Below are 21,825 nucleotides of genomic sequence, written 5' to 3' on the forward strand. Positions count from 1 at the left end.
ATAATATCGAAAGGAAGGTGATGACATTGATTGGCCAGCGTATTAAACAATATCGAAAAGAAAAAGGCTACTCACTATCTGAACTAGCTGAAAAGGCTGGGGTAGCGAAGTCTTATTTAAGTTCAATAGAAAGAAACTTGCAAACAAACCCCTCCATTCAATTTCTAGAAAAAGTCTCCGCTGTTCTGGACGTCTCGGTTCATACCCTGCTCAATGAGAAAGATGAAACCGAATACGATGGTCAATTAGATAGTGAATGGGAAAATCTAGTTCGTGACGCTATGGCATCAGGGGTTTCTAAAAAACAATTTCGAGAATTTTTAGATTATCAAAAGTGGAAGAAAAGACAGGAAAAGGAGTAAGGGAAACATATCTTACTCCCTTTGGCATTTTTTACGCTGAATAAGCCGATTCCTCATGAACATAAAAAAACGGATCATACAGATCCGTTTTTTAAATTGCACCATTATTTATCTTCACTGTGCGCTCTTTCGTTCTCTTTTACATAACCTTTTTCATCGGCATGTTTTTTGCCGTCGATTGTCAAGCCGTTCCATTGAGTACCTTCGAATGAGAAGTCAAGCTGCACAGAATCTCCTTGATATTTGTTCTGTACCATTCTGCCGCTGGCGTCTGTTGTTTTGTCATTGACGAACTCAATCACCAATTGAACTTTGTCAAAGTCATATGGATCTTTCGGAATGCCGTCGTATTCAGGCGCCGTTTTTCCGTTGATTGTCGCTACATTGATTTTGCCATTGTCATGCAGGAACTCTGGCTCGATTGCTTTCTTCACTTTTTCGTACGCGGCCTTATCTTTTTTCGCGGACATATTGTACAGATCATAAAGGTTGGCTTCATCTAAAATGATGTTTTTAGGATAGCCGTTTCCGCCTTCAACTCCGACAGTCAGAACGCTGACTTTAAATTGTTTCAGGAAGTCTTCCGCTGTGCTTTTTCCGCCGTTTTTCGCATTTCCGTCAACGAAATTGCTGTAGCCAACCTGCATCAGCACTTCTTTAATCGCAAGTGATCCGTCATTTTTGAATTCGAAATCTTTAGTGAATTTGTCGCCAGGTTTTAAGTTGGACAAGTTCACTCTTGCAGATGTATCTTTCGCATTCAGGTCAAGCGTACCTGCTGCATAAGTTGCTTGAGTTGTTTCGATGTCGTTAAACGCAGCCCAAGTTCCTCCTCCTACTAATGCCAGTCCAAGCGCAGCAGACGCAACGCCTAATCCGAGTTTTTTCTTTGTACCCATTGATAACTCCTCCTTTTATAATAAGAAAATCTGTATATATGGAGACCTGAATGTTCAGGTGACCAACGAAGATTACATGGAAACTGATTGATCTTTCCCGGCGGCTTCAATTGCTTTAGTTTTTTGGTCAATCTCTCTTAAAGCCGCGGATACAGTAATCACTGCATAAAGAATCAACAAGAGTCCCGGCACGATCAGCAATATAGCTGTGCCGATCGGTTTACTTGCAAAATCCAGAAAATACCCGGCATACGGAACCGTAATGCCCGAATACTTAGCGACAACATTTTCCGCCAGCACCGGATCGGAATCAGGGTTTTGGTTATTGTCACCCTTTGTTTTAAACATGAGGTTTGATTTATTTTTTGTTATACCGATAATTCGGTGGGTAACCATGGTGTTTTCGTCTTGCATGAATGTAATGATATCTCCCTTTTTCAAAGACCCGGGATTTTCAATCTTTTGAACGGCTATCACAGAACCTGTTTTAAATTCCGGCTCCATCGAACCGGATAAAACCGTTTTCAATTGATAGCCGAAGAGCTGCGGCTCTCCGCCGGACGACTTTGTCGAAATCACGACGATGACCGCGGCGATGATGAGTGTGAAAATAATCACATATAAGATATTGCTGACCCATTTGATCACATGTTTCATGACGCTTCCCCGCTTTCTAATGAATTTTCTTCTTTTCTATTTTCTTTATCTACGGATTCACTGCTCTTTGGTGTTTTCTCTATGTCCTGTTCAGACTTTTCCCGTGTTTCTGTCTGTTCTGTTTGCTTCGGCTTTTCTGATGCTTTTTTAGGCGGCTTCGGTGTTTCTTCTTTACAGTCTTGAAGCTTCATCACATTTGACCAAATAAAAGGTTTGCCCTTTTTCACATCGGGATGGCCTTCAGGCTTAATCAATTTAAATGCGTAGAGCCCTCCTTTTGCCGCCCGCTTTGACTCTATCCGGTAGATGTTCTTTTCGGCTTCTTTTTTGAACGCGCCTTTATCGATCACAGTCCCGTCCTCTAACGGTTTTTTGGCATTACCGAGTTTATGCAGCTCCCACTTCCATTCAGAGTCGGCGATTTGGCTGCCGCGGTTTTTATATTCTGCAAACAATGTCAGCGGTGCACAGACCGTTCCTTTCGTCTTTGTCTGTTTTTGAAGCTTCAAATTGCTCCCGTCCCACTGTTTCCCATCTTGAGGAAATGAAGAGGCCGCTTTCATTGTCATGCTGTATGTTTCCACATCGTGAAATGATGCGTTTGTATGCTGTGACAGCTGACTCCCCAATCCAATTAAAAGATAAATGATCAGCAGCGTTTGAAAAACGATGATGTTTTTTCCGGCTCTTTTTCGGGATCTCCTAGTTCGAGATAATCGGATCATGACTACCCTCCTAGCGAGTATGTAATGGCTTTTTTCGCTCGTTCGTTTTAAAGAACTTGATAGTTAGAGTATAAAGAACAAATGTGCCATTTGAAAACTATCAAAATAGTCGATTAAGTTCGTTTTACAGAACGTTTTCGTTTAATTCCTCAAAAAATCTCTCAAATTCTCATCTTTTTGAAAAGATTGAAGTTCTTTATAAAGTACATAATTTCTTCTTCATTTTTGTATAAACACTGTTGACAAGGAAAAAATAGGATAGAAAGGATGATGCCCCGTGCTGAAAAATGCTATGTTATGCTCTTTTTTACTGCTTGCAAGCATCGGGCCGCTCAATGCCCATGCGGCAGCTTACGAAACAGCCCGCATGTCTAAGTGGGAAGAAAAAGCGGTTGAGGAAGCAAAAAAGAGGTATCCGGAAGCAGAAGTGCGTCTCACGAAAAAAGTATGGGATCGAAAGCGGGCGGATGAAGCGGTCAAACAATACCATGTCACATTGAGTGAAGGAAATAAAAATTTCGGAGTATTTGTTACAATTTCATTTGAACCTGCGACACACAAAATCAACAAAGTCGTCGTTGTGGAAGAATATAAATAAGCCGCTTTGCAGTAGAAAGCGGCTTGTCTTTATTTATGCCTTTTAAAAAACATGATACACCCAAGAGGAAGAATGCCGAACCATTGATATATCCTGGACGGCGGCTTTGATTCTTTACGTTTTTCTTTCATTTCTTTTCTTTCCTGCTTAGGCGTGTCCATATATTTTACGAGCTGTTCCGTCATATATTTAACATAATCGTTCGTTTTCATCACATCACCTCTTGGGGAGTTCTGTCAGTTGAAGTGTTGTCATACGAATCTTTTTTTATACATTCTTCATGATTCCGACACACAATTTTTAATATTCTTTCCACTGTGTGATTTTCTTAGTGCTCAAATCATATTGAAATTCAGCGCTCGTTTCTGTGCCGGAAGCTGTCGTTACCTCTATCTTCACTCGCTTGAGCCGCTGATGAGCCGGATTGACAGTATACGATATCAAGCCATGCTGTTTTTGAATTTTCTCTTTTGTCTCTTCGTGAATATGAGACAGGGCATGGAGCATTCCATTTTGGAGAAGGTTTTGCTGAATATGAAATTCTTTTGTTTGCTGTGCAAACATTCGTTGATTCGATAATAAAACGGCTGAATGACCCGCGCAGAGCATGTAAATCACAGCTGTGAAAACAGCAGCCGGATAAATGAATCCTTTTGAATTTTTCACGTGATCACCTTTTACATATGATAGAGCGGAATGGACGTACGGTATGACTTGCCGCTTAAACTTGTCGCTTCAAGGATCAGCAGATGATCTTCAATCACAAACCTCATGTGTTTGACATGTTGCAAAAGCGGCACATGACCTTTTCCAGTGACTCTTTTTCGAATAACTGTCTGATATTTCTCATAGCGAACGGCGGCACCTTGGCGATTTGTCATTTCCAATGACTGATGATCGTCGCCCGCTCTTATATCAACCGAGTTCCTGCACTCCTTCAATATTTGCTCGGCAGTAATCGTCCATTCGCGCGGGTGAATATCCGCACCGTTTCTTTCCGGGGATAAAAACAGATGAAATATCGAGGCCATCGTTCCTGCAATGAACATATACACCATTAAGGAAACCAGTACATTAAGAAGGGTAAATCCCTTTTGACCGCAAAATGGTGAAGCAACGCCTTTGACTGTCTCTTTTTTTAATGGAGATGCATACTTCATAATCATCTCCCTGCTCCTTCCATTCAATAAAGTAAGATGTGTTTCGGTAAAGCACAGTTTCTTTAGGCTGAAACCGTCCGGTCAGTGTGTATCGGCTGATCTTTTCATCCAATATGCGATATGCCTCTTCTTCTTTTTCAGATGCCCCGCGCTGCAAAGACAGCTGATGAACCATAGGAATCAATAACATGGTGATCATGACCCAAATGCCGAATGCGGAAACAGCTTCAACTGTTGTAAAGCCTCTATTTTTTTTGCACATTAATCTTTCCGCTTCCTAAATAGATCGTCAGTGCAAAAGAGGCGTGCTGTGTATCGATCACGATTTTTCCCCCTTGATTCGGAACTCCGCTTGGGTTAAAAGTAAGAGTTCGTTTGAGCGTCGCTTTTTTGAACGCAATATGGCAACTGTATGTCCTGACCAGCTTAGGCGATGAGCCTTCGTCCGCGTGCTTAATAATATAGCGGCAGCCGGCAAAGTCAAACTGCACCTTAACCGTCGCATGGCGGACGAGAGCTGTCTGCTGTGCGTAAAGCAGATCCTCTTCAAGCTGTGAGACAAAGTGCTGAACAACTCTTTTTTCATAAACGGGAGGCAGTGCGGCAAAGAGAAGAGAGAGCATAATGGAACCGATCATCAATACAGTTAGGCTTTCCAAAAGCGTAAATCCTTTTTGATTCATAACCGTCAATCAGCCTGTGCTTTGCCGTTTGAAATTTTAATTGCTTTCCCATTCGGGCACTTTAAGTTCTTCTTCACGTAACCTTCAGATTCAAGGTCCGCCCTACTCGGCGTTTTCCCGTCATGATCCATTTGATAAGCCGTGATTTGCGCTTGAACCATATTAATTAACCCTTCGCATCCTTTCTTTTGAATACTTTGATTATGCTTGGTCACATTCGGTATGGTGATCAACAGCAGGATGGAGATGACGAGCATGACGACTAACATTTCTATCAGTGTAAATCCCTTTTCATTCACAGTTCCGTCCTCCTTATAACTGGTTCATCATTTGATACATTGGCAAAAGCATAGACAAATAAAGAATTAATATCATCGCCGCTGTTAGCCCGTAAATCAATGGCTGGATCAAACCTGTCCATTTTTCTGCTTTCCGTTCAAGCCGTTCAATCAAAAATTGACTGTATGAATACAGCTCTCTGTATAAGAGTCCGTTTAATTGGCCGTGAGCAACAGCCTTCGCCAGATCATTTTCATAAAACGGATGCCCGGCCAGCATCTGCTCCAGACTCTCCCCTTGTTTCAGCCGCTCGATCAGACGCTTCGCTTCATTTTTATGAAATGATAAAAACGGCTGGCTTTCAAATGCTTTTAAACTGTCATATACAGACAGACCAGCTTGCAAAAGATTGCTCAATTGGAGCGATAAAAAATAACTGTTGAATAGTTTGAAGGTTTGGCCCAGCAAGGGAATTCTAATGAGAAAGGTCATTTTGTCTTCTGGAGGTTTATGGCGAAATGAACACAGATAATAGAGGGATAAAGCGGCGGCAATCAACATCATTCCTGCGATAAAAAGATAAAAATGATCAAAAACCGAAAAGATGAGGGTCGTTGCAAAAGACGTTTCAACGTTCATTGATTCATAGATCGCGGAAAATTGCGGGATGATTGCCGATTTCATAATAGAGATAATGACGCAGACCGTTAAAACTAAAAACAAGGGATATCTGGCGGCTTTCTTTAGTTTTTCGGTTTGAGCGATCTTGCGGTGAAGCAGCTCTCCGCTCTGCCGAAAGGCATATGGCAAATTCCCGTGCTGTTCGGCAAAGTAAACAATGGTAACAGCATCCTTATGAAATGAAATCATTTCAAGCACTTGAAACACAGGTCGCCCTTCTGTCAGCTTCTCCATCGCAAATGTCAGATCTGCTCTTCGCCTTTCATTCAATTGCAGTTTCAGCATACTTAAAGCATCCAAAATCGTATATCCGCTCTTCATCATGTCTCCGAGTTTTTTCAGAATGTCCGCCTGTTCCCGGACGGGCCACTTCATTTTAATCTTCATGGCCTATCCAGCGTTCATAAGTATTCGACGGCAGATATCCGAGTGCTATTCCCTTCTGGATCAGCGTTTTCAATGTTTCTGTTTTTATGTCACCGCACCTGCCTTTTGCTTCTTCGATGCAGAGATTGAGGCTTTTTCCGTACAAAAGCTCGAAGACGCTTGCTCTTCTCACAGGCCTCGACAATCTGCAATATAAAGAGCAGTTGTCGCCGCAAAACGGGCAGACGAGACCGACGAGGCGCTGGGCGCTGATTGCGACCAGTGTTTGTTCAATTTCTGTCATATCAACGCCGAACTCGAGCAGCCTGTATATTGCGCCTTTGGCATTTTTCGCATGCATGCTCGATAAAACAAGGTGTCCTGTCAAAGCTGCCCTGACTGCGATTTGGGCTGTTTCGGCATCGCGAATTTCCCCGAGGATGATCATGTCCGGATCGTGGCGAAGCACCGCCTTCAACCCCGCAGAATAAGTCATGCCAGCTTTTTCGTTTACTTGCACTTGCAAAATGTTTTCGCTTCTTGATTCAACAGGGTCTTCCAAGGTAATGATATTTCGCTTAAAATGCCGCTTAGCGTATTCGATTAAAGAATAGAGTGTTGTCGTTTTCCCCGAGCCTGTCGGACCGGTGAACAGAATTAATCCGTGGGAATGCTTCAGAAAAGACAGCAGCTTGAATGTTGCACTCGGAAACAATGAGAGCTTTGTGAGCGGCTTGCTGCTCATCTTGGGAAGAAGCCTGATGACCAAGCTTTCATCATGGATGGTGGGCAGAGTGGACATTCTTAAATGAACGGGCTGACGGTTGATATAAAGAGTCAAAGCTCCGCTTTGCGGCAGCCGTCTTTCCCCAATATCCATCGAAGAAAGGAATTTAAAGTGAGAAATGAGCCTTGAGCACTCATTTCTCGTTAATCTTTCTTTTTGAAAAAGTTCATCATCAATCCTGAAGCGAACCACCGCCTCTTTTTCACCGGGAACAATATGAATGTCTGACGCCTTCATTCTATATGCCTCGTCAATTAATCTTCCGCTTAATGATTCAATCGTGTACAAACCATTGCGCCTCCTTTCTAAGCGCAGTTTATACGAAAAACATCGGAAGCATCAAATCCTTAAAAATCGCAAATCAAGCTGAATACGAAGCAAAAACGGAATTTCCGAATACCGATTTGACTATTTTATTCAGCTTCCAACTGCTGAAATGAGAAATTTAAACCTTCTCTTCAGCCTTGCCGTTTTCACGGATGCAAAAGCCTTTATTGCAAAGCGCCTTAGCAAGGCTCTGTTCTGTGTTAATATGCGAAAAATCCATCCCAAGCTTCACAACTGTTTGGGCAATCTCCGGTCTCAAGCCCGAAAGAACCGTCTCAACGCCAAGTAGTTTTGTGCTGTCTACGACTTTGAACAACTGGTAGGCAACCATCGTATCGACGACAGGAACACCGGAAATATCAATAAACAGATGCGAGAGATGAAGCTCAGCACACTGCTTAAGCGCAGATTCAATGATCACCGTTGCCCTGTGAGTATCAATTTCACCAATGAGCGGCAGCACACCGATGTGTTCTGATACCGGTATAACAGGTGCGCTCAGTTCGCGTATCATCTCGGTCTGCGCCTTCAATTGCCTCTTTGTCGTATGCTCATATTCAAGAATAAACTGTTCAATAACCTCATCCATCATTGAGTGAAGCTGTTTATTCCAGATAAAAAAGTCTTTTTTCGAACAGTCCGGTGCATGTTTATCCGAAAAATGCTCGATTTCATCTATTAAAAGTTCACGGCACACTTTAAACCCCTTTATGCTTTCAGTCACCGGAATTTGGCTAACAGCCCTGTCGTAGGCAATTTCCTTGGCGCATCCGGAAGCTTTATCCCAGCATAGCGCCTGTTCATCCTTGGCAAATACCCTTGAAACAGCCAGTATAAAGTCCTTATATTGCTGTGCCGTTTTTTCTTTTTCAGACGCTGTTCGGGACAGCCATTCATCGGTGATTCTGTCCGCCTGTTTGACCAAATACTCATAAAGGGCTGCATGCTTGTTTTCCATGTCAATCCTCCTCATTGTTTTCCTTTAAAATCAATCGGCTATATGACCAACATTTTGATCACTATGTATAAAACGAAATCGATTGTCTACACTATACGTAAGCGCATTGGGCTATAGCCAAGCGGTAAGGCAACGGACTTTGACTCCGTGACGCGCTGGTTCGAATCCAGCTAGCCCAGTTACACAGGCGAAAAAACGAAGATATGCTGAACATGCAATGTGTCAGCAATCTTCGTTTTTTTCAGGAAACAGAACGGTGTAAGGTGTGTTTTTTTAATTTTAAGAGTTCGCCGGGATTATATCCGACAACCAGCTTATCGCCGTTTACGATAATCGGGCGTCTCAGCAGTTTTGGTTTTTGAATTAACAATTCCAGCACTTCGCTGACCGTTAATTCTTCGATATCAAGATTTAACTCTTTAAATGCCTGGCTTCTTGTCGCCAATATCTCATCAATTCCTTCGGTCGTGAGAGACAAAATATGTTTCAGCTCGTCCTGATTCGGCGTTTCCCTGAAAAGATGCCGCTCTGTAAAATCAACCTGGTTCGCTTTCAGCCAATGTTTCGTTTTCCGGCATGATGTGCAGCTCGGGTATGAATAAAAGGTCAGCTCTTCCATGAATGATTCCTCCTTAAAATGTACTGACTTTGTCTTTGTATGTTTTAGTACCCGTGATATTTTCCGTTTAAACACGTGACAGGTGATTTTTTAAAAATGCTTATCACAAAATTGTAAAAAATGAATTGATTTTCCCAAAATGAAAATGTTTACATTTCAAGATAAATTGGCTTATAATAAAATCAAAGGGGCTTTTTGGGAGGGATATAAATGAATCGCATGTTCCGTGTGTTAGGATTCTGGACAGGTATCTTTGCGGTCATGTTTTATTTAGGAAATATGAAAGATGCATCACTGCTGTTCTTCGGTCAAACTGTATTTTTTGTGTTCTTATCGTATCTCAACTTGACCGAGCGGATGTACATTTATATTTTCGGTGCTTACTTGACAGTCTTTTTTGCCGCATTTACATATTATTCTGTGTTTATTATGGTTCCCGGGCAGGGAGGCCATTAAAAAAGACGATCCATCAGGATCGTCTTTTTTATGTTTTACAAAGTAAATCCGTTGATGAACGGGTTTTGTTCCTGTTCTGTTGCAATGTCCGTCTCGGGGCCGTGACCGCTTAACACAAGCGTCTCTTCCGGAAGCGTCAGCAGTTTTTGATGAATACTGTCCATCAGCACCTTTTGATTTCCTCCCGGCAGGTCTGTACGCCCGACTCCCCCTTTAAATAAAACATCCCCGGAAACGATCAGGTTTTCTTCTTCCGCATAATACGAGACGCTGCCCGGAGAATGTCCAGGCGTAAAGAGCATGCGGAGCGTAAAAGAGCCGATTTTAAGATCCCCCTCTTCTTCGATCAGATGATCTGCTTTTTCTGCTGTGATCGTCTGTCCCGTAAGCAGCGCTGAACCATTTAATGAAGGATCAGTCAGCCATTCAGCTTCATTTTTATGTACGTATACAGGAATGTTCCATTCTTTTCTGACATTGTCCACGGCTCCGATATGATCAAAATGAGCGTGAGTGAGCAATACTGCAAGAGGCTTCAAACCGTTTTCTTTTATGTATGCATTCAGTTTCCCTGATTCGCTGCCGGGATCAATTATTAAACAGGTACCGTCATCATGGGATAAAATATAAGCGTTCGTCTGGATAGGCCCTAAAGGCATTCTTCTCCATTTCATTTTCTTCACCTCAGATTCATCTTTCTTTGTTCCATTATGAAGGTTTTGCGGGAAACTTTCAATGAATCATGTTGTCCTCGACAAATTTGATGAAAACGGTTAAAATAAAATTGGAAATATACTGCAGGGGATCCAAACGAAGGGGGTTTATATTGATGTTGCTCGTGATCATTTTCGGTCTAGTCACGATATTATCTGCTCTTGGAGTTCTTCGTTCTCTTAAACAAATCAACGTTCTTGGCATCTTATTTGGCGGGGCGGCTTTTTTAGTGTTTGGATGGTTTACCGTCATGACAATCATTAACAGCGGGTATCCGACAGTCCACTAAACCCGGTGCCTTTAGACAAAAACAGCCTTATTCCGTTATTCCGGAATAAGGCTGTTTTTCTTATTGGCTGAAATGACGCTGGACGCTTGCAAGCTTGCCTTCCATCGTCGTTTTCTTGTCGCGGCGGTCGTCAATCCTGATATTCGTCGCCACTCTGTGGATGCCTTTTTGGAAAGGCGCTTCGTGAATCGTCTGAATCACCTCAAATAAATCGCTTAATTCCCCTTCAATCAAAGTATTCATCGGTGTCAGCTGATATTGGATTTTGCCTTCTTTTTTAAATCCTTCTAAAATGGTTTGAATCTCCGCTACATACGCGCTTACGCTTGGAGTTTCGGTACCGATCGGTATGATGGTAACGTCTGCTATGGCCACTGTCCATTCTCCTTTCTATTCTTTTGTCACAAGGGGTGCTGCAGTTTTTGAGTTGAATGAAATGATTTGATCCTGGGTATAACCGTACAATGCATAATCCCCGTCAGGAGATACGGTAATCGGAAGCATTTCCACTTTTTCACGAATGACTTCCCGTTTGCCGGTTTTGAGACTGACGGAAATCAGATCATACAAGGAGCCCGACTCATTCGGCTGATACGTATAAAACAGCTCATGCCGAGGGTCGTAGCTGTATTCCATCGGTGACAGGCTGCCATATTCCGAGAACAGCGGCAATTTGAAAGAAATTTTCTTTTCCGAAGAAGAAACGTCTGAAAATATGTAGGTGCCCTGGCGATGACTGGATGAAGGCGCTACAATCAGCCGCATATCCCCCAGAACATCGAGCAGTACGGCATCACCGGCGAGCTTCTTTTCCCGTCCGTCCGCTGTGTTGAAGGAATAAACAGGAGCCGGTTTTTCCCGGTTCCGTTCATTCCATTTGATATATTCAAAAGTGTCGGCGGAAGTCCAATGAACAAAGGCGGCCTGTGCGATGTCTTTTTCGGTTTGCTGTTCTTTCGCATCAATCAGGCGCGATTCATAATTCCAATCTTTCGTAAAAGTTGTGACGTATAAAAGATAAGGGTCAAACCGATTCCAGTCCACTTGCAGTTCATGCGTGCGAAATTTTTTTGTGTATAGCTGTTTTCCCTGTAAATTAAGCAAAGTTAACTTCATTTCAGAGCCGTTTCCGGCGGTTTGGATGAGAATCATGCCTTTTTCCCTGTTTACTTCCGCCGCTATCAGCCTGTCATCCGTCTTGTAGATCGTTTCGCCCGTCCCTTTAAATATATCATATGATTTGACTTCACTTCCTGCGACCGGATCGGTTGCGGTGTATATAACGGTTTCATCATCAAGCCATCCTGCCGCCTCATCAAAGTGCCGGTCCTTCAGCGCTATCACTTTTTTATCTTTTACTGCTGCACTGCTTTTCTTTTTCCCTTCCGGCTCCTCATGATGAACGCTTTTCGTTCCTTCCTGATGCTGCGGTGTGCAACCAGCCGCAGCCACGGTCATCACAGCGGCAATAAGCCATAACGAAACTCTCAAACCGGCCATTCTCCCTCCATAAATGATTGGCTGTCTAATTTACGATTTTCACCGTGAAAAGTTTCAGCTTTCAAAAAAGCAGGATGCCCAAAGTATGCCTCTGCTTTTACAATATATATCGTCAAATTGTTTCAGTGGTAAAGGATTTTTTCCTTTGCCGAGTTCAACAGTATATCCTTCTCTTCCGAAAAAATGAATAAACCAATCTCTAAATCCTGCATAGCTGTCTATATATCTGACGCCCTTATAACCGCTCAGGCGCTCAAATGTTTGGATCACATCGGCTGATTCAGGAGGCTCCAGCCCCTTGTACCCCCAATAAATTTCCTCTCCCTGTGTGTGAAGCGCCACAAGCCGATCAGGCGGCTCGTTTGCGATTAAATCCCTCATCGCTGCCGCTTCCGGTTCTGTCAGCGGTTCATCTCCGGGGTAGTCCCTGTAGGAAGGGGATTTGGGTGGTTTTCTCTGTTTTTCGATCTCCCAAAAAGACGGAAACTGATTATTTAAATCCACTCCGTTTATATTGGCTTTCCATTCCCGGAAATCCGGTTGATGCTCATTCATCTCATCCAGTGCTTCCCGCGCTATCCCAAGATGACCGGGACCGTTAAGCACAAGATCAACCCCGTCGGGATTAACGATCGGCACGACGGAAAGCTTTGTTGATGAAAAAATGTCAAGCGGTGAAAAACCTAAAGCGGACCGGCCTGTACATAAATGATAACAATATTCTTTGAGCCATTTCATCAAAACAGAAGTGGTGATCCATTCATTGGCATGAAAAGAAGCATTCATATGCGTTTTTTTTTCGGCATTTTCAGCTCCGAGGAGCAGTTCGTATATAGGCTGGCCCATGCTTGAGCGACCGATGATGCGGGAAGTAACAAACGGAAAGCACTCCGTCAATCTGTCAATTTCCTTTTTCAGTACTGCTGAATCGTAAACGACTGTTTTTGTCAGCCACTGTTCATCTTCAAGTGTGTATTGATTCACCAATAATTGCAGCTGTTCATATGTTTCGGCTGCTGGAACGTTTTTTCCTGCTTGAAAAGACGCTCCCGGAAAATAAAATTCGTCCGCGGCTGCATTCGCGTTTGCGCTGATTAAAAGCGGTTCGGGTATGTTCAGGATATTAGACAATCTTTCCATATTCTGCTTTAACTCCGGTTTGATGTTGATGAATGCCATCAATGATCCCTCCCACAATAGCATATGATGAAGGCTCGTTTAAAAACTCTCCCGGTTCGCTTAAAAAACGCTTTTTCAATAAGGTTTCAGCCCGCAAAAAAACTTCCGCCCAAATAGGCGGAAGTTCATCTTTATTTCGCTAAGCTTTCTGTAATAAAGTCAAGCTGGCCCTCTAATGAAATCGGATCGGAAAAGTAGAAGCCGACAGGGTCGATTTTATAGACATGTTGATTTTTGACCGCGCCAAGGTTCTTCCAAATAGAGGTATTAAGCACGGCGCTGTCGTCTCCGCTTGATTCCCAGGGCCCTATAAATATATAATCTCCGGCGAATTCAGGCAGCTTTTCTAATGAAATGCTCGTGTAGCCCGGCCCTTCGTCGATTGCTTTTTCCTTCGTCAGCTTTGTCGCCTTTAAGCCGAGATCTTGATAAACAATGCTTCCTCCCCTTCCGAATTGATCGCCGAATACAAAGATTTCTTTGCCATTCGTTTGCATAATGGAAACCGTTTTGTCCCCGACCGCTTTTTGAATTTTTGATTTTGCCGCGGCAACTTTTTTGTCCCAATCAGCCAGCCATTTCTCCGCTCGATCTTCAGTACCTGTCATTTTTGCGAAATCCTTCAGCCGTTCAGTGTTATTCAAGCTGTCATATTTCAAAGCGACCGTCGGAGCGATTTTTTCCAGCTTTTCGATATCAGCGCCTTGGGTCGTCCATACGACAATCAGGTCCGGTTTTAATTGAATAACCTTTTCAGCGGAATTTCCTTCACCAATGTTTGTCACACCCTCGGTTTTCCCCTTGAAATAAGGATTTTTGAATACCCTGTCAGGGGCACCCACTACATTGAGACCGAGTGTCTTGAAATAGCCGAAATAATCGTCAGCCATGACAACCACCCGTTTCGGATGCTTCGGAACTTTAACCGTTCCGTTTTCAGCCTTGTATGTAATCGTTTCTTCGCTTTTTGATTTAGAAGACGAATCTTTGCTCTCCGTTTGATTACCGCATGCTGTCAATGCTGCGATCAATAATAGTACAAAGCATGCTCCAGCGAGCGTCTTTCCTTTCATATTCACCTTTCATACCTTCTTTCTGGTTTGAATATCGATAAAGAGAATCATTATCAATTATATCATAACCGGCATCGGCTTGGATCATGATTTTTATGACGGACTCTTGTCATTAAAAACAGGCCGGAACGATATCCGGCCTGCTGCATCAGCTTTCTCCGCCAAAAGAAAAGCTTACTCGTCTTTCGGCTTGGCGTCAGATTGCTTTTTTAAGCGCTCGCTGTCATAAAACCTCAGCAAGTCGCCATAAATGATTTGATCTGAATATGAAAGCTCCTGTTTCGCTTTTTCAATGTACGGCTCACAGCCTTTTTTATCTTTAGACGGCTCTCCTGTCGATTTATCATAGCATATGCCGTCTGTGTATACTTTGTCTTTCGTAATAAAGCTGCCGTCGCGAAGCACTGTAAACTCCGTTTTGTCTTTGGCAAACAGGTCGTTTCCAAACTGGATCTGATCGCTCGAATCGATTCCGAGAAGGTTCAGTACAGTCGGCCGAATATCGATTTGGCCGCCGACGGTGTCAATGGCTTTCGGCTCTTTATCCGTCACTCCCGGAATGTGGATCACAAGCGGGACTCTTTGAAGCTGCACTTCCTCAAACGGGGTTACTTCTCTGCCGAGGAATTGGCTCATCGCTTCGTTATGGTTTTCGGAAATCCCGTAATGGTCACCGTATAACACGATAACAGAATTATCGTAGAGGCCGTCTTCTTTCAGCTTTTCAATAAATCGTTTAAGCGCTTCATCCTGATAGCGGACGGTCGGGAAATATCTGTTTAACGTACGGCTTTTTGAATCAAATTCATCGATCAGTTTATCTTCCTCATCCAGCTCAAACGGAAAATGGTTTGTCAGCGTGATCAGGCGGGTATAAAACGGCTGAGGCATTTCTTTCATCAGCTCTGATGTTTGTTCAAAGAATTCCTTATCTTTCAGTCCCCAGCCCACTGAGTTTTCTTCGTTTACATCATAGGAATTGATATCGTAAAACTTATCGTATTTAAACGTATCGTACATAATATCCCGATTCCAGAAGCTTTTGTTGTTCGCATGGAAAATCGAGGAATAATAGCCGTGGTTTTTCAATATTTCAGGCATTGCCGTATATTCGTTTCCTGCATTCGTAAAGAAGACCGCTCCTCTTCCAAGAGGATAGAGAGAGTTGTCAACGATGAATTCGGAATCTGCCGTTTTGCCTTGGCCTGTCTGATGATAGAAATTCTCGAAGCTGTAGCTTTTCTTTATCAGGTCGTTTAAATAAGGCGTAATCTCTTTGCCGTTTAACTTTTGGTTCACGACAAAGCTTTGGGTGGATTCCAGGGAAACGAGGATCACATTTCGACCCTTGGCGATCCCGGCCAGGTTCTGATTGGTGTCCGTGCGGTTTGCGTTGACATAGTTTTCAATCTCCGTGAGGCTGTTGCTGTCGGCCAGCGCACGCTGTGCAGATTGCTTTGACTGGATCAGCCCGTCATAGATATGGAAGTTGTAAAGACTGATATTCTTCACAAGAACTTCCCTGTCAAACGATCTTGTCAAAAGCTGCGGTCTTTCTGTTTCAGAAATCCCTAAATTGAAAAAGAAAACGGCAGCGACAAATAGATAGTAAGCCGCGCGTTCCTTTCTTGTCGCCTTTCCGCCTGTTTTGGCAGGCTGGCGCTTGTACAGCCAAATTAAAATGGCAATGTCGACGACGAGGAGCAAATCGGTCGGCATAAACAAAGAGTTGATACTGCTTCCCAAATCACCCATATTATTCGTCTGGAACAATACAGGAATCGTTAAAAAGTCGTTGTAAAAACGGTAGAAGATCATGTTCGCAAGCAAGACAAACGTCAGGACGATGCTTGCCCCGATAATAAACCGGTTCCTGTTTTTTTCTTTGAAAAACAGGCCGATTCCGAATATAAACAGCAAAAAGCTTAAAGGATTGATGAACAATATAAACTCTTGCATGAAGTTTTCAATTTTAATGTTGAAGCTTGTTTTGTAGACGACATACGTTTTCAGCCACATCAGCAATGTCGCAATTAACAAAAACGAAATTTTTGAAAAAAATGACTTTCGCATTCGAAACCTCCCTATGCAGCAAGACGCATGTTTCCGCAAACTGAATTTCCACATATTGTTTTATTTTAGAAAAATCGCTAAAATTACTAAATCATATCTTAACCTGTCTGTACAAAAAAATCAATCATTTTTCACATTGGCTTAAAAGTGTTAACAATGCTGCAAAGCGGTCCGAAAATGCTTATAAAACAGGCTCCGCCTGGCTTTTCAGCCATTGGTTTTTGGCGATCCATGCGCCGCCGATCACGCCTGCGTCGTTTCCAAGTGAAGCGATTACGATCTCAGCCGCCTCGCCGGCCCGCGGGAATACGAAGCGGTTGAAAGATTGTTCAACTTTGGAGCGCAGGATTTCTCCTGCTTTTGAGACGCCTCCGCCAATTACGATTTTCGAAGGATTGAGCGAGCTCGCCAAGTTGCCGAGGACCATTCCTAAATGACCCGCCACATAATCGACGACTTCGCAAGCAACCGGATCATTTTCCCGGGCCGCTTCAAAAATATCGCGCGCCGTGATATCCAGACATGCACGCAAGTCTGTATCTAGATGACCGGATTCTATTTTTTCTTTGGCAATCCTGACGATGCCCGTAGCCGAAGCGATCGTTTCGATACAGCCGCTTTTCCCGCAGTTGCACGGCGCTCCTCCTTCAGGAACTGAACAGATGTGGCCGATTTCTCCGCCTGCACCGTTTTGCCCGCGGACGATTTCTCCGTTTACAATAATGCCGCCTCCGACACCCGTTCCCAACGTGACAAGAATCAAATCCTTTGCGCCGTCTCCCGCTCCTTTCCACATTTCGCCGAGAGCCGCGATGTTCGCGTCATTTTCAATGACCGCCGCTAATCCTGTCTCTGCTTCAAGGTGGTCTTTTAACGGATAGTTCTCCCAGCCCATGTTCGTCGTTTTATAAACGATGCCGGTCTCCGTATTGACGGGGCCCGGAGCGCCCATGCCGATCCATTTTAAGATGTGCTTCGGTTTGCCGAGCTCTTTCAATTTTCCGTCGATGGCTTTTGCGATGCTTACCGTAACCGTTTCCCCCGATTTATCGGTCGGAATTTCCCACTTGTGCAGGATTTCACCATAAGCGCTTACAAAAGCGAGCTTTACCGTTGTTCCTCCAAGGTCGACTCCGACCAGCCAGCTGTCATTCATTTTGCTCCCCCTCTAATCCCTGTTTTATTTTCTCTTTACTTTTGTGAGTTCATTCTGCAAAATTGAAACGCCTTTAAGCCACTGTTCTTTTTCTATCAGATTCGAAAGAAACATTTCTTTCAGTTCGTCCATCATATATTCAAGTTCAAGTTCGCGATCTCCAAAATAAACATAACATCCAAACTGTTTCAGCAACAGCTGTACATCATAGGCTGTTTTCATTTTATTTCACCATTCTTTAAAGGTCTAACATTAGAGTATTCATAAAGCTGTCCGGCGTCAAGCAAAAAAAAAGCCTGTTTTCCTGAAGAAAACAGACATTCAGCGGTCTGGATCCTGGGGATCCAAAAATACGGGCCTTCTATTTTTCAGCGGCATTGGCGTTCGAATCGCGATATCTCGAAAGGCTCTGTAGTCAAAGGGGATAAACGGCCATAAATACAGCACATGAAACGACTTCATTCTGACCAGATAAATCACCCAGCAGAAGATCGCGATGACAAAGCCGATCGGTCCGAATGCGCCGGCCGCGATCAGGAGAACGATTCTTGCCAGCCTGTTCGCTATGCTCAGCTCATAGCTCGGCGTAGCAAACGTGCCGATAGCCGCAACAGCGAGATACAAGACGACTTCATGCGAGAAAAGTCCGACCTGCACTGCCACTTCTCCGATCATTAAAGCAGCTACAAGTCCGAGAGCCGTAGCCAGAGACGACGGGGTGTGGATTGCAGCCATCCGCATCATGTCGACGCCTATTTCAATTATGATGAATTGCGCAAGCAGCGGAAGGGCCCCTTTTTTTTCAGGCCCTATATATTGAAGGGCGTCCGGCAAAAGATCGGGATGAACGGAGAGCAAAAACCACAGCGGCAGCAAAAAGATCGATGCCAACACAGATATAAAACGGACCACTCGCAAATAGGCGCCTGCAAGCGGTTTGTTTCTGTACTCTTCGGCATGCTGCAGATGGTGCCAAAAAGTAACAGGGGTAATCAGCGCGCTTGGCGAACCGTCCACAAAGACGAGAATGTGGCCTTCGTACAAATGAACGGCCGCAGTATCAGGCCTTTCTGTATAGCGGACCGTCGGATAAGGATTCCAATGACGGCCGCCGATATATTCTTCCAGTGTCTTTTCCGCCATTGTCAAAGCGTCCGTATCGATCGCTTCAAGCGATTGCTTCAGCTTTTTTACACTTTCCAAATCAGCGATATCTTCCAAATAGCAGATGACAACATCTGTTTTGCTTCTTCTGCCGACCTGAAGGAACTCCATTCTGAGGGACCGGTCGCGGATTCTTCTTCTCGTCAGTGCGGTGTTGAACACGATCGTTTCGACGAAGCCGTCTCTTGAACCTCTGACGACACGTTCATTGTCGGGTTCCTCCGGGTTTCTTGCCGGGTATGTCCGCGCATCGATAATAATGGCATGGTCCACCCCGTCGACAAGGAGAACGGCCGGCCCGGACAGCACCTGGGCGGCTGCTTTGTCGAGGTCGTCTTCCGTATCAATTTCGATGTATGGGATGTACGTTTTGATCAGCTTCTCAAGCGGATCGTCTTCCAGAGTTTCGGGGGTGAGCCTTGAGAGATTCTTAAGCAAGTGGTGCATAATATCATCTTTTACAAAGCCGTCGACAAGATAAAGCGACATGTCTCTATCAGCATAAACAACATCAAGCCGGATCATATCGAAGCTTTTGTCGACCCCCAGCTTTTCATTTAAATATTCAACATTTTTCGCTAAATTTTTTTGGACCGCATGCTTTTTTTCCATTGTATATTAAAAGCTCCCGTCAAATGAGTCTATACTAAAGACCATTTTTAACATAACGGAAGCTTTTCATACTTGGTTACCGGGCGGTTTCTTTCTTAAGTTCGTCCCGAAGCGCTTTATACATCTCTTCATCAGGCTTTTCTGCCAACGCTCTTTCAACAGACTGTTCGGCTTTGGCGAACTCGCCTTTTTGAGCATAGAGCCTGGCAAGATTATAGAGTGAGGCGTGATCTGATGGATCTTTTTCAACGACGGCCTCGAACCTTTTCTCAGCGTTTTCAAACTCGCCGAGCTGAAATTCGGAATAAGCGAGCAGCTTTAAAGTGTCGCTGGAAGCGTCCTGCTTTGAGCCCGCTTCCTGCAAGGCATCTTTTACCTTTTCATAGTCTCCCTCTTCATACCATTTCGCCGCCTGATGCAGCATGGCATTTTCCTGCATCGAAGCTGAATGTGTCCCAATGTACAGAGCGCCTCCTCCGATGACAAAGATGAGAACCCAGCCTGTCAGCCGCTGGAGTGGTCTTTTTTTCCCGGGGATTCCGACTGCCAAGGCCGTCAGGAGTCCGCCGATCAATCCGCCGATATGGCCGGCATTGTCAACATTTGAAATCGTGAAACCGAGGCCGAGGTTCAGAATGATAATCACAATGATATTTGTTCCAATCGTTTTTAAGAAAGCTTTCCGATTTGAAAAAGCCAGATACAAAAGTGCTCCCAAACAACCGAAGATGGCTCCCGAAGCCCCTGCGGACGGATACGGGCTGAACAGAAAGCTGCCGATCGATCCAAAAATTCCGGCTGATATGTATATGACAAGAAAGCGGAATGATCCAAACACCCTTTCTGCCGCGGCTCCGACAGACAGCAATGCAAATGTATTGAACATGAGGTGGACCAATCCGATATGAAGAACGATCGGCGTGACAAGCCGCCACCATTCCCCGGCTAACAGGAGGCTGTTTTCCTTCGCACCGAACCGGATGAGCGTGTCGGTATTCTGACTGCCGCCCGACATTTCCAGAAGCAGAAACATGAAGACTTGAAGCACTGCAAAAATCCAGGTAAACATCGGTTTGCCTTTCTCAAATACAGCCGCTTCCCGCCGCCTTTCTTCTTCTCTTGCTTTAGCCGCTGCTAATACTTCGGCTCTCTTCTCTTCCACATTCTCGTATCCGGCATCGTGCATGTGGCCTGTCAGCTCATCCGGCCCCATGTTTAAAGCAACGGCGAGTTTGCGGAAGCCTTCTTCAGCCGAAGCGTGCTCAATAAAAACCGGCACGATGCTGATCCGTTTATCTGCGACCGGATGACTGACAACATCTTCCCACTCATCTACAGGTGCTTCCTGTGACAAATAGACGTTTAATATCGAGAGCTTTCGCTGCCTTGATGCTGCTCTCAGGCGCTCCGCTCTTTCATAAAGAGATTCCAAGTCACCGACGAGATCCTGTCTGAAATCGATATCTTTCCGAAAAACGCGAACCAAATCATACGGCGCGCTCCCCCTTGCTTCAAGCCAGGCTTCTCCGAATGAAGCTGGTGCCTGCACAAGCTCAAAATCCCTGTCTAAGAGGTTCCCGATGAAATTCCAATACAAATAATCGATTGAATACATACCGACGCTCCACAATTGTTTTTGTCCATTATAACAGGAAACGCGTCATTCTGCGCCTTTTAAGCGCTTTAAAAAAATCCCGTTTTTAAACGGGATTCAGAAAGCCTGCTGTATAAACTTATTGCGAAAAAACGGAATTCTCATCATCAAATGGATAAAATAGTGGCGGATCTGGTTTTGACCAAGAATGAAATTGATGACACGATAACGGTTTTGAAAAAACACAAGGGCGGCAATGACGCCTACTGCAATGAATGTAACTTTTCTCATATGATCCCTCCTATAACCGTATCGTGTCTCATTTTTTAATAATTATTCAGCAGACCCGCTGCAGGTGTAAACGGCGTCTTCGGTAAAAATTTGCTCAACCGGAATGTCGTGCGGTTCTTTTGGGACATGATCGATCACTTGGCACTCGAAAGCCAGCGATGCGGTATCTTTTGTGAAACCGGCCAGGTATCTGTCATAATAGCCGCCTCCATAGCCGATTCTGTATCCTGTCCGGTCATAGCAAATTCCCGGCACAAGGATGAAATCGATGTCTTCAGGCTCCATCCGCCCGGTTTTGTGCACGATCGGTTCCTGCAGGCCAAAATACACAACTTCAAGATCGCTTTCATCCTGAAAGCTGCGAAAGTGCATCTCTTTTGTATCAGGCATACATTTCGGAATGCACACCGTTTTTCCTTCAAGCCAGGCCTGTTCGATAATCGGTTTTGTCGGAACTTCGCGATTTCTGGATATCGTGAGGGCAATGACAGACGCTTTTTTCCACTGTTTGGATTGAAAAAGTTTCCGGTGAATCGCTTCCGCCTTTAGAAGAAACTCCTGTTCCGGCATGTTTGCAAGCCTCTTTCTGACCTCATTTCGTAAAGAACGCTTCACATCTCTTT

29 protein-coding genes and 1 tRNA gene are annotated in these 21,825 nt (G+C 44.2%); 5 read left to right on the forward strand and 25 right to left on the reverse strand.

The features are described 5' to 3' along the window. Positions 1-26 precede the first annotated feature (26 nt). The gene (sinR, locus tag LQ247_RS08115) at positions 27-362 is read left to right on the forward strand and encodes a transcriptional regulator SinR (protein WP_023855185.1); all 336 of its coding nucleotides are present in this window, start codon (positions 27-29) and stop codon (positions 360-362) included. A gap of 104 nt (positions 363-466) precedes the next feature. Here sinR and tasA read toward each other — a convergent pair whose 3' ends face one another. The 3 genes from tasA to tapA all read right to left on the reverse strand — a co-directional run bounded on the left by tasA (position 467) and on the right by tapA (position 2,643). Then, positions 467-1,261 (reverse strand): biofilm matrix protein TasA, encoded by a 795-nt coding sequence (gene tasA, locus LQ247_RS08120; protein WP_020452167.1) that lies wholly within the window; start codon positions 1,259-1,261, stop codon positions 467-469. A gap of 72 nt (positions 1,262-1,333) precedes the next feature. Next, positions 1,334-1,918 (reverse strand): signal peptidase I SipW, encoded by a 585-nt coding sequence (sipW, locus tag LQ247_RS08125; RefSeq protein ID WP_231005870.1) that lies wholly within the window; start codon positions 1,916-1,918, stop codon positions 1,334-1,336. Continuing rightward, positions 1,915-2,643, reverse strand: a complete 729-nt coding sequence (gene tapA / locus LQ247_RS08130; protein WP_020452169.1) for an amyloid fiber anchoring/assembly protein TapA — start codon at positions 2,641-2,643, stop codon at positions 1,915-1,917. The genes sipW and tapA overlap by 4 nt, the downstream gene beginning before the upstream one ends. Before the next feature lie 277 nt (positions 2,644-2,920). Between tapA and LQ247_RS08135 the strand changes: the two genes are divergently transcribed. Beyond that, positions 2,921-3,241, forward strand: coding sequence for a YqzG/YhdC family protein (locus tag LQ247_RS08135; protein WP_023855188.1), 321 nt, complete (start codon positions 2,921-2,923; stop codon positions 3,239-3,241). Between the two features lie 29 nt (positions 3,242-3,270). Here the strand turns inward: LQ247_RS08135 and LQ247_RS08140 are convergent, their stop codons facing one another. From LQ247_RS08140 to LQ247_RS08180, 9 genes are all read right to left on the reverse strand, one after another. Next, positions 3,271-3,453, reverse strand: coding sequence for a YqzE family protein (locus tag LQ247_RS08140; RefSeq protein ID WP_020452171.1), 183 nt, complete (start codon positions 3,451-3,453; stop codon positions 3,271-3,273). An 88-nt stretch (positions 3,454-3,541) separates the two neighbouring features. After that, a complete protein-coding gene (comGG, locus tag LQ247_RS08145) occupies positions 3,542-3,907 on the reverse strand; it encodes a competence type IV pilus minor pilin ComGG (protein ID WP_048349968.1) in 366 nt (121 codons plus the stop codon). An 11-nt stretch (positions 3,908-3,918) separates the two neighbouring features. Continuing rightward, positions 3,919-4,407 (reverse strand): competence type IV pilus minor pilin ComGF, encoded by a 489-nt coding sequence (comGF, locus tag LQ247_RS08150; protein ID WP_231005872.1) that lies wholly within the window; start codon positions 4,405-4,407, stop codon positions 3,919-3,921. Continuing rightward, a complete protein-coding gene (gene comGE / locus LQ247_RS08155; protein ID WP_025811161.1) occupies positions 4,316-4,663 on the reverse strand; it encodes a competence type IV pilus minor pilin ComGE in 348 nt (115 codons plus the stop codon). The genes comGF and comGE overlap by 92 nt, the downstream gene beginning before the upstream one ends. Beyond that, the gene (comGD, locus tag LQ247_RS08160) at positions 4,647-5,084 is read right to left on the reverse strand and encodes a competence type IV pilus minor pilin ComGD (RefSeq protein WP_020452175.1); all 438 of its coding nucleotides are present in this window, start codon (positions 5,082-5,084) and stop codon (positions 4,647-4,649) included. The genes comGE and comGD overlap by 17 nt, the downstream gene beginning before the upstream one ends. A gap of 5 nt (positions 5,085-5,089) precedes the next feature. Continuing rightward, a complete protein-coding gene (gene comGC, locus LQ247_RS08165; RefSeq protein WP_020452176.1) occupies positions 5,090-5,383 on the reverse strand; it encodes a competence type IV pilus major pilin ComGC in 294 nt (97 codons plus the stop codon). 13 nt (positions 5,384-5,396) lie between these two features. Further along, positions 5,397-6,431, reverse strand: coding sequence for a competence type IV pilus assembly protein ComGB (gene comGB / locus LQ247_RS08170; protein WP_048349965.1), 1,035 nt, complete (start codon positions 6,429-6,431; stop codon positions 5,397-5,399). Continuing rightward, positions 6,421-7,485: a competence type IV pilus ATPase ComGA gene (gene comGA, locus LQ247_RS08175; RefSeq protein WP_039072848.1), complete on the reverse strand. Its 1,065-nt coding sequence runs from the start codon at positions 7,483-7,485 to the stop codon at positions 6,421-6,423. The genes comGB and comGA overlap by 11 nt, the downstream gene beginning before the upstream one ends. A 157-nt stretch (positions 7,486-7,642) precedes the next feature. Beyond that, positions 7,643-8,482 (reverse strand): STAS domain-containing protein, encoded by an 840-nt coding sequence (locus tag LQ247_RS08180; RefSeq protein WP_035338373.1) that lies wholly within the window; start codon positions 8,480-8,482, stop codon positions 7,643-7,645. 107 nt (positions 8,483-8,589) lie between these two features. On the opposite strand from LQ247_RS08180, the gene LQ247_RS08185 reads away from it, so the two are divergent. Next, a tRNA-Gln gene (locus tag LQ247_RS08185) sits at positions 8,590-8,661 on the forward strand. 62 nt (positions 8,662-8,723) lie between these two features. On the opposite strand, the gene LQ247_RS08190 is transcribed toward LQ247_RS08185, so the two are convergent. Continuing rightward, complete coding sequence (locus LQ247_RS08190; RefSeq protein WP_003183482.1) at positions 8,724-9,101, reverse strand: Spx/MgsR family RNA polymerase-binding regulatory protein; 378 nt, start codon at positions 9,099-9,101, stop codon at positions 8,724-8,726. A 210-nt stretch (positions 9,102-9,311) separates the two neighbouring features. Here LQ247_RS08190 and LQ247_RS08195 point away from each other — a divergent pair, with 210 nt between their 5' ends. Beyond that, positions 9,312-9,557 carry a DUF2626 domain-containing protein gene (locus LQ247_RS08195; RefSeq protein WP_020452180.1) on the forward strand — a complete coding sequence of 82 codons (246 nt, stop codon included), beginning with the start codon at positions 9,312-9,314 and terminating at the stop codon, positions 9,555-9,557. 35 nt (positions 9,558-9,592) lie between these two features. Here LQ247_RS08195 and LQ247_RS08200 read toward each other — a convergent pair whose 3' ends face one another. Beyond that, positions 9,593-10,231: an MBL fold metallo-hydrolase gene (locus LQ247_RS08200; protein ID WP_020452181.1), complete on the reverse strand. Its 639-nt coding sequence runs from the start codon at positions 10,229-10,231 to the stop codon at positions 9,593-9,595. A 155-nt stretch (positions 10,232-10,386) separates the two neighbouring features. Between LQ247_RS08200 and LQ247_RS08205 the strand changes: the two genes are divergently transcribed. After that, on the forward strand, positions 10,387-10,560 hold the full coding sequence (locus LQ247_RS08205) for a DUF2759 domain-containing protein (protein ID WP_003183486.1): 174 nt from the start codon (positions 10,387-10,389) through the stop codon (positions 10,558-10,560). A gap of 60 nt (positions 10,561-10,620) precedes the next feature. Here the strand turns inward: LQ247_RS08205 and LQ247_RS08210 are convergent, their stop codons facing one another. The 11 genes from LQ247_RS08210 to LQ247_RS08260 all read right to left on the reverse strand — a co-directional run bounded on the left by LQ247_RS08210 (position 10,621) and on the right by LQ247_RS08260 (position 21,817). After that, positions 10,621-10,935: an MTH1187 family thiamine-binding protein gene (locus tag LQ247_RS08210; RefSeq protein ID WP_020452182.1), complete on the reverse strand. Its 315-nt coding sequence runs from the start codon at positions 10,933-10,935 to the stop codon at positions 10,621-10,623. A gap of 15 nt (positions 10,936-10,950) precedes the next feature. After that, complete coding sequence (locus LQ247_RS08215) at positions 10,951-12,060, reverse strand: hypothetical protein (protein WP_048349964.1); 1,110 nt, start codon at positions 12,058-12,060, stop codon at positions 10,951-10,953. 54 nt (positions 12,061-12,114) lie between these two features. Further along, entirely contained in the window at positions 12,115-13,239 is a 1,125-nt protein-coding gene (locus LQ247_RS08220; RefSeq protein ID WP_020452184.1) for a M14 family metallopeptidase, read from the reverse strand. A 131-nt stretch (positions 13,240-13,370) separates the two neighbouring features. After that, on the reverse strand, positions 13,371-14,312 hold the full coding sequence (locus LQ247_RS08225) for an iron-hydroxamate ABC transporter substrate-binding protein (RefSeq protein ID WP_050820735.1): 942 nt from the start codon (positions 14,310-14,312) through the stop codon (positions 13,371-13,373). A 174-nt stretch (positions 14,313-14,486) separates the two neighbouring features. Further along, positions 14,487-16,385, reverse strand: a complete 1,899-nt coding sequence (locus LQ247_RS08230) for an LTA synthase family protein (RefSeq protein ID WP_035338376.1) — start codon at positions 16,383-16,385, stop codon at positions 14,487-14,489. Between the two features lie 181 nt (positions 16,386-16,566). After that, positions 16,567-17,541, reverse strand: coding sequence for an ROK family glucokinase (locus tag LQ247_RS08235; protein ID WP_080131444.1), 975 nt, complete (start codon positions 17,539-17,541; stop codon positions 16,567-16,569). A gap of 24 nt (positions 17,542-17,565) precedes the next feature. Then, entirely contained in the window at positions 17,566-17,763 is a 198-nt protein-coding gene (locus LQ247_RS08240) for a YqgQ family protein (RefSeq protein ID WP_020452188.1), read from the reverse strand. Positions 17,764-17,862: 99 nt separating this feature from the next. Beyond that, positions 17,863-19,317: a spore germination protein gene (locus tag LQ247_RS08245; RefSeq protein WP_231005873.1), complete on the reverse strand. Its 1,455-nt coding sequence runs from the start codon at positions 19,315-19,317 to the stop codon at positions 17,863-17,865. Positions 19,318-19,393: 76 nt separating this feature from the next. Then, positions 19,394-20,932: a rhomboid family intramembrane serine protease gene (locus LQ247_RS08250; RefSeq protein ID WP_080131445.1), complete on the reverse strand. Its 1,539-nt coding sequence runs from the start codon at positions 20,930-20,932 to the stop codon at positions 19,394-19,396. A gap of 96 nt (positions 20,933-21,028) precedes the next feature. Beyond that, positions 21,029-21,202 carry a hypothetical protein gene (locus tag LQ247_RS08255; protein WP_020452191.1) on the reverse strand — a complete coding sequence of 58 codons (174 nt, stop codon included), beginning with the start codon at positions 21,200-21,202 and terminating at the stop codon, positions 21,029-21,031. A gap of 42 nt (positions 21,203-21,244) precedes the next feature. Continuing rightward, on the reverse strand, positions 21,245-21,817 hold the full coding sequence (locus LQ247_RS08260; RefSeq protein WP_224146164.1) for a 5-formyltetrahydrofolate cyclo-ligase: 573 nt from the start codon (positions 21,815-21,817) through the stop codon (positions 21,245-21,247). Positions 21,818-21,825: the final 8 nt, after the last annotated feature.

It is taken from the genome of Bacillus sp. BS3(2021) (assembly GCF_021043345.1).
In the GTDB taxonomy this organism is placed as follows: Bacteria; Bacillota; Bacilli; order Bacillales; family Bacillaceae; genus Bacillus; species Bacillus paralicheniformis.